This window comes from Streptomyces sp. NPDC005784, from assembly GCF_042871525.1.
GTDB lineage: Bacteria > Actinomycetota > Actinomycetes > Streptomycetales > Streptomycetaceae > Streptomyces.
In genome coordinates, this window is record NZ_JBIAIQ010000088.1 from 1 (window position 1) to 8420 (window position 8420).

1 protein-coding gene is annotated in these 8420 nt (G+C 70.6%); it reads left to right on the forward strand.

Annotated features, from left to right (window positions below; genetic code table 11):
• A partial coding sequence (locus ACFYR3_RS45300) for a type I polyketide synthase (RefSeq protein WP_389288241.1) occupies nucleotides 1-8420 on the forward strand: 8420 nt, incomplete at both ends.

The following is an 8420-nucleotide window of genomic DNA, read 5'->3' on the forward strand; positions in this document are numbered from 1 at the left end:
CACCCGGATCCGGATCACGCCGGTACCTCGTATACGCGTGAGGGCGGTTTCCTGCACGACGCCGCCGAGTTCGACGCGGACTTCTTCGGCATCTCCCCGCGCGAGGCCCTCGCGATGGACCCGCAGCAGCGGCTGCTGCTGGAGACCTCGTGGGAGGCCTTCGAGCGGGCCGGTATCGACCCGGCCTCGATGCGTGGCAGCCGCACCGGTGTGTTCGCGGGTGTGATGTATCACGACTACGCGATCGGTGACGGCGGCGAACTGCCCGAGGGGGTCGAGGGCTACCTCGGCACCGGCACCGCCGGCAGCATCGCCTCCGGCCGCATCTCCTATACCTTCGGCCTGGAGGGTCCGGCCGTCACGGTCGACACGGCCTGCTCTTCCTCGCTGGTCGCGTTGCACTGGGCGATTCAGGCGCTGCGCAACGGTGAGTGCGACATGGCGCTCGCCGGTGGTGTCGCGGTCATGGCGACGCCGGAGACCTTCGTGGACTTCAGCCGGCAGCGGGGTCTGTCGGTGGACGGCCGTTGCAAGTCGTTCGCGGCGGCTGCCGACGGCACGGGCTGGGGCGAGGGCGCGGGCATGCTGCTCGTGGAGCGCCTTTCCGACGCCCGCCGCAACGGCCATCCCGTCCTGGCCGTGGTCCGTGGTTCCGCCGTCAACCAGGACGGCGCGTCCAACGGTCTGACCGCCCCGAACGGTCCCTCGCAGCAGCGCGTCATCCGTGAAGCGCTCGCCAGTGCCGGTCTGTCGACGTCCGAGGTGGACGCGGTGGAGGCGCACGGTACGGGTACGCGGCTGGGCGATCCCATCGAGGCGCAGGCGCTGCTGGCGACGTACGGTCAGGACCGGCCGGAGGGGCTGCCGCTGCACCTGGGGTCGATCAAGTCGAACATCGGTCACACGCAGGCCGCGGCCGGTGTCGCGGGCATCATCAAGATGGTCATGGCGATGCGCCACGGCGTGCTGCCCCAAACGCTGCACGTCGACGAGCCGACTCCGCAGGTGGAGTGGGACGCGGGCGACATCGCCCTGCTGACGGAATCAGTGGCGTGGCCCGAGACAGGTCGCCCGCGCCGCGCGGGTGTCTCCTCGTTCGGTATCAGCGGCACCAACGCCCACGCCGTTATCGAGCAGGCTCCCGAGGAGACGCCGGCCCGGGTGCCTGAGGCGTCTCGCGTCCTGCCGGTGCTGCCGTGGCTCGTCTCCGGTCGTACTGCCGAGGTGCTGCGGGCTCAGGGTGTCCGGTTGCGCAGCTTCGCCGAGGGTCCGGTCGACGTTCTGGATGTCGGTCACTCGCTCGCCACCGGTCGCGCCGCTCTGGAGCATCGCGCGGTGCTGCTCGGCACCCCGGCCGACGGGTACGAGGGTCTGTCCGCCGGGCTCACGGCTCTCGCCGAGGGTGGGGCCTCGGCCGGTCTGGTCCGGGGCGCGGTCGACAGTGGCTGGCTCGCCTTCCTGTTCACGGGGCAGGGCAGTCAGCGGCTGGGGATGGGGCGTGAGTTGTACGCGTCCCAGCCGGTGTTCGCTGCGGCGCTGGACGCGGTCGCGGAACGGATGATCCTTGAACTTCCGCTGAAGCAAGTGCTGTTCGGGGACGACGCGGAGGCCTTGAACCGTACGGAGTTCGCGCAGCCGGCTCTGTTCGCCATCGAGGTGGCACTGTTCCGGCTGTTCGAGTCGTGGGGTGTGAAGCCGGACTTCGTGTCCGGGCACTCGATCGGTGAGATCGCTGCCGCGCATGTGGCCGGGGTGCTGTCTCTGGACGACGCGTGCCGGCTGGTGTCCGCTCGCGGTCGGCTGATGCAGGCGCTGCCCGAGGGTGGCGTGATGATCGCCCTCCAGGCGACAGAGGACGAGGTCACGCCGCTGCTGTCGGAGCGGGTGAGCATCGCCGCGATCAACGGTCCGCAGTCCGTGGTGATCGCGGGAGATGCGGAGGAGGCGGAGAGGCTTCTCGGATCGTTCGGCGATCGCAAGTCCAAGCGGCTGACCGTCAGTCATGCGTTCCATTCGCCGCACATGGACGGGATGCTGGCCGACTTCCGTGCCGTTGCGGAGTCCCTGACGTACGAGCTGCCGAAGATTTCGGTGATCTCGAATGTGAGCGGTGCTCTCGCTTCGGAGGAGCTCACGCAGCCCGAGTTCTGGGTCCGTCACGTCCGTGAGGCGGTCCGCTTCGCCGACGGCATCCGCGCTTTGGAAGCCGTCGGCGTCACCACGTTCGTCGAGCTGGGTCCGGACGGGGTTCTCTCCGCCATGGCTCAGGACTGTGTCGACGACGCCGACGCCGCTGTCTTCGTCCCCACCCTGCGGGGTGGGCGTGACGAGGCCGAGACCGTTGTCGCGGCCCTCGCCCAGGGCTACGTTCGCGGCGCGTCCGTGGACTGGTCCGCCTTCTTCGCCGGTGCCGACGGCGCCTCATCGCTGATGGCCGACCTGCCGACGTACGCCTTCCAGCGCTCGCGCTACTGGCTGGACCTGTCGGGGGCCGCACGAGTGGCGGGCGACGGTGCGGACGACGGCTTCTGGAACGCGGTCGAGGAGGCGGACTGGGACTCCCTGACCGCCGAACTGGACGTGGCCGACGACGCCACCGTCACCGAGTTGTTGCCGGCTCTTTCAGCCTGGCGCAAGCGGCGTAAGGCCGATTCGGAGGTGGATGGTTGGCGTTACCGGGTCAGCTGGAAGCCGCTGGCCGGTACTGCCGTCGACGGGCTGAGTGGTACATGGCTGGTGGTGTCGGCCGCCGAGGGTGCGGGTGACGCGGACGTGGTGGCGGCGTTGTCGAGTGCGGGCGCGCAGGTGCGTACCGTCGGGCTTCCGATGGGATCGGATCGTGCGGCGGTCGCTGAACTGTGCGCAGGAGCCGGTGAGTTGGCCGGTGTGATCTCGCTGCTGGGTGTGGTGGACACCGCCACTCTCGTACAGGCGCTGGGTGATGCCGGCGTGGCCGCTCCATTGTGGGCGGGGACGCGGGGCGCGGTTTCGGTCGGCCGCTCCGAGCGCCTCGCCGACCCGGTTGCCGCCGAGGTGTGGGGCCTGGGGCGGGTCGTGGCCCTGGAGGACCCGGATCGCTGGGGCGGTCTGGTCGACGTTCCTGGAGAGTTGGACCAGCGGACCGGGGCGCGTCTGGTGGGCGTGCTCGCCGGTGCGAATCCGGGCGAGGATCAGGTCGCGGTGCGGGGCTCGGGTGTCTTCGGGCGTCGTCTGGTGCGGGCTCCGCAGGGTGAGGGTGCGGTGGCGTGGGCTCCGTCCGGGACGGTGTTGGTCACCGGTGGTACGGGTGTGCTGGGTGGCCGGGTGGCTCGTTGGCTGGCGGGTGCGGGGGTCTCGCGGCTCGTGCTGACCAGTCGTCGGGGTATGGAGGCTCCGGGTGCGGCCGAACTGGTCGCTGAGCTGGTCGGCTTGGGTGTGGATGTGTCCGTGGTGGCGTGTGATGCCGCGGATCGGGACGCGTTGCGGGAGCTGCTGGCGGGCGAGGCGGAGGGTCTGACGGCCGTCGTGCATACGGCCGGTGTGCTGGACGACGGTGTGCTGGACTCCCTGACCGCCGAGCGGTTCGCGTCGGTGCTGCGGGCCAAGGCGGACTCGGCCCGCAACCTGCACGAGCTGACCGTCGAACTCGGCATCGGGCTCGATGCGTTCGTGCTGTTCTCCTCCATGAGTGGCACGCTCGGTGCGGCTGGTCAGGCCAACTACGCCGCCGCCAACGCCTACTTGGATGCCCTGGCCGAGCAGCGCCGCACCGACGGCCTGGCCGCGACCTCGCTGGCCTGGGGCCCGTGGGCCGACGGCGGCATGGCTGCCGACCAGGCGCTGGAAGCGCGCCTGCGGCGCGACGGTGTGCCGCCGATGGACGCCGACCTCGCCGTCACGGCCCTCCACCGGGCCGTCGGTGGCGGCGAGGCAGCGCTGACGGTGGCGCACATCGCGTGGGACCGGTTCCTTCCGGTCTTTGTCGCCGGGCGTCGCAGTGAGCTGTTCGCCGAACTGCCCGACGGGCGCGCGGCGCTGGAACAGGTGCGTACCGCGTCCGGGACGGACCGTTCCGGAACCCTCGCCGGGAGGCTGTCCGCCCTGCCGGCGACTGAGCAGGAGCGGGAGCTGCTGGAGCTGGTCCGTACGCACGTGGCCGCGGTGCTCGGGCACGCCGCCACCGACGCGGTGGGTGCGGAACGCGCGTTCAAGGAGCTGGGCTTCGACTCGCTGACGGCCGTCGAGCTGCGCAACCGGCTCGGTGTCGCCACCGGTCTGAAGCTCCCGGCCACCCTCGTCTACGACTACCCGACCGCGACCTCGCTCGCCACGTACCTGCGGGGCGAACTGGTGGGCGGCATCGAGGTGTCCGGCACGCTGCTGCCGGCCGTGACCCTATCCACCGACGACCCGATCGCGATCGTCGCGATGAGCTGCCGCTTCCCCGGCGGTGTTGCCACCCCCGAGGACCTGTGGCGACTCCTGGCCGAGGGCCGGGACGCCGTCTCCGGCTTCCCCACCGACCGCGGTTGGGACCTCGACCGGATCTACAGCCCGGACCCGGACCGGTCCGGTACCTCGTACACGTGTGAGGGCGGATTCCTCGACGGCGCCGCGGACTTCGACGCCGAGTTCTTCGGGATCTCACCGCGCGAGGCGCTGGCCATGGACCCGCAGCAGCGGATGCTGCTGGAGACCTCGTGGGAAGTGTTCGAGCGGGCCGGTATCGACGTGGCCGCGCTGCGCGGCAGCCGTACCGGCGTGTTCGTCGGCACCAACGGCGGCGACTACCTCGCTCTGGTCACCCGCGAAGCCGAAGGCCTGGAAGGGTACTTGGGCACCGGCAACGCCGGCAGCGTGATGTCCGGCCGTGTCTCCTACGCGCTGGGCCTGGAGGGTCCGGCCGTCACCGTCGACACGGCCTGCTCCTCCTCGCTCGTCGCGTTGCACTGGGCGATCCAGGCGCTGCGCAACGGCGAGTGCGAGATGGCGCTGGCCGGTGGTGCGACCGTGATGTCCACCCCGGAGAACTTCATCGACTTCAGCCGCCAGCGCGGTCTGGCGGCGGACGGCCGGATCAAGGCGTTCGCGGCGGCTGCGGACGGCACGGGCTGGGGCGAGGGCGTCGGCATGCTGCTCGTGGAGCCGCTGTCGCAGGCCCGCGCCAAGGGGCATCCGGTCCTCGCGGTGGTCCGTGGCTCGGCCGTGAATCAGGATGGCGCGTCCAACGGTCTGACCGCTCCCAACGGTCCGTCCCAACAGCGGGTCATCCGGGCCGCGTTGGCGAGCGCGGGACTGTCCGCCAACGAGGTCGACGCCGTCGAGGCGCACGGCACGGGTACGCGGCTGGGTGACCCGATCGAGGCCCAGGCCCTGCTGGCGACGTACGGCCAGGACCGGCCCGAAGGTCGGCCGCTCTTGCTCGGTTCGGTGAAGTCGAACATCGGCCACACCCAGGCCGCGGCGGGCGTGGTCGGCATCATGAAGATGGTGCTGGCGATGGAGCACGGCGTCCTGCCGCCCACCCTGCATGTGGACGAGCCGACGTCGCAGGTCGACTGGTCGGCCGGTGACATCTCGCTGTTGACCGAGTCGGTGGTTTGGCCGGAGACGGGTCGGCCCCGTCGTGCGGGTATCTCTTCGTTCGGTATCAGCGGGACGAACGCGCACACGATCGTGGAGCAGGCGCCGGAGCCGGCGGCCGAGGCTGGGTCGGCGGCGTCGGAGCAGCCGGTACGGCCGGTGCGGTCGGTGCCGGTCCTGCTGTCGGCGAGGAGTGCGGAGGCGCTGCGTGGCCAGGCGGCCGCGCTGCATGCCCACCTCGGTGAGACGGCGGACGTCGGCCTGACCGATCTGGGCTTCTCGCTGGCGGCCGGGCGTTCGGTGTTCGAGCGTCGTGCGGTTGTGGTGGCCGGTGATCGGGAGGGGCTGCTGGCCGGGTTGGCCGGTCTGGCGCAGGATTCCGGTGCGCCGGGGGTGGTGACGGGTTCGCCGTTGTCGGGGAAGACCGCGTTCCTGTTCACGGGGCAGGGGAGTCAGCGGCTGGGTATGGGGCGTGAGTTGTATGCCGGGTACCCGGTGTTCGCCGATGCCTTCGACGCGGTGTGCGTGCACCTCGACGTTGATGTGCCGCTGAAGGACGTGTTGTTCGGTGCGGACGCGGAGGTGTTGAACCGTACGGAGTTCGCGCAGCCGGCGTTGTTCGCGGTCGAGGTGGCGTTGTTCCGGTTGTTCGAGTCGTGGGGTGTGCGGCCGGACTTCGTGTCCGGGCACTCGATCGGTGAGATCGCGGCCGCGCATGTAGCGGGGGTGTTTTCGCTGGAGGACGCCTGCCGGCTGGTGGCTGCCCGGGGTCGGTTGATGCAGGCGCTGCCGGAGGGTGGCGTGATGATCGCCCTCCAGGCGACGGAGGACGAGGTCGCTCCGCTGCTCAACGAGCGCGTGAGCATCGCCGCGGTCAATGGTCCGCAGTCCGTGGTCATCGCGGGTGACGCCGAAGAGGCCGAGAGGATTGCGGGATCGTTCGGCGACCGCAAGTCGAAGCGGCTCACGGTCAGTCACGCGTTCCACTCGCCGCACATGGACGGCATGCTCGACGCCTTCCGCGAGGTCGCGGAGAGCATCACGTACGCGACCCCCCAGATAGCACTGGTCTCGAATGTGAGCGGTGCTCTCGCTTCGGAGGAGCTGACGCGGCCCGAGTTCTGGGTGCGCCATGTCCGCGAGGCCGTCCGTTTCGCCGACGGTGTTCGCGCTCTGGAGACCGCGGGCGTCACCACGTACCTCGAACTCGGCCCCGCCGGCGTCCTGTCCGCCATGGCCCAGGAGTGCGTCGAGAACGAGAACGCTGTCTTCATTCCCGTCCTCCGCGCAGGTCGTGAGGAGGCGGACACCCTCACCACCGCCCTCGCCCGCGCCCATGCCCACGGCCTGGTCGTCGACTGGAGCGGGTACTTCGCCGGCACCGGCGCCCAGCGCGTGGACCTGCCGACGTACGCCTTCCAGCGGCACCGCTACTGGCCCGCCGTGACGGCGTATCACCTGGGCGACGTCGAGGCGATCGGCCTGGAGGACACCGGGCACCCGCTGCTGAGCGCCGGAGTGGCCCTGCCCGAGTCCGACGGCATGGTCTTCGCCGGACGCCTCTCGCTCGATTCGCACCCCTGGATCGGCGATCACGTGATCCACGGCAGTGCGTTGCTGCCGGGGACCGCGTTCGTGGATCTGGCGGTGCGGGCGGGTGATCAGGTGGGGTGTGGCTCGGTCGAGGAGTTGATGCTGGAGGCTCCGCTGGTGCTGCCCGAGCGTGGTGGTGTGCAGCTCCAGCTTGTCGTGGAGGCCTTCGACGGTGCGGGTCGGCGTCCGTTCAGTGTGCACTCGCGTCGGCAGGATGCCCTCGTGGAGGAGCCGTGGACCCGGCATGCCTCCGGTGCGCTGGTCGTCGGCGTCGGCACTGAGACCCCGGATTTCGCCGAGTTCGCCGTCTGGCCCCCGGCCGGTGCCGTTCCGGTTGACGTGCGTGACCTGTATGCGGAGTTGGTTGGTGAGGGGCTTGCGTACGGTCCGTTGTTCCAGGGTCTGACGGCCGCGTGGCGGCGTGGCGGGGAGCTGTTCACGGAGGTGGTGCTGGCTGAGGCCGGGAGGCGTGAGGCGGCTCGGTTCGGGGTGCATCCCGCGCTGCTGGACGCCGGTCTGCACGCCATCGGGTACGGCGATGCCGCGCAGGCCGCGCTGCTGCCGTTCGCGTGGTCGGGCGTCACGTTGCACGCGGCGGGCGCCACCGGGCTGCGCATGCGACTCACCCCGCTTTCGCCGGACGATCCGTACACCCTCGCTCTGCACGTCGCGGACGAGACGGGGCGTCCCGTCGCGACCGTCGACGCGCTCACCCTGCGTGCGGCCTCGGCCGAGCAGGTCCGGGTGGCTGATGGCGGTCATCTGGAATCGTTGTTCCGGGTGGAGTGGATGCCGGTCGCTGCGGGTTCGGCGGGTGTCGACGGGCAGCGTTGGGCCGTTCTGGGTCGTGATGTGCAGGGGCTGGCGGCTGGCGGGGCTCGGGTGACCGAGTACCCGGACGTCGCCGCGCTCTCCGCCGCGGTCAGCGCGGGCGAACCGCTGCCGGACGTGGTCTTCGCCTCCTCGCCTGTCCTGGAGGGACACGACGTGCCGGTTGCCGTGCATGCGGCGGTGACGGACGCGCTGGCCATTCTCCAGGCGTGGTTCGCCGACGAACTCCTCACCGGGGTACGGCTGGTGTGGCTCACGGCTGGTGCCGTGGCGAACGGGTCGGGTACGAGGGCCGTTGACCCTGTCGGTGGTGCGGTGCGTGGTTTGTTGCGTTCGGCGCAGTCCGAGAATCCGGGTCAGTTGGTGATGGTCGATCTGGATGATCGGGTCGAGTCGCTGTCCGTACTTCCTGCTGCCCTGACCGCCGGTGAGCC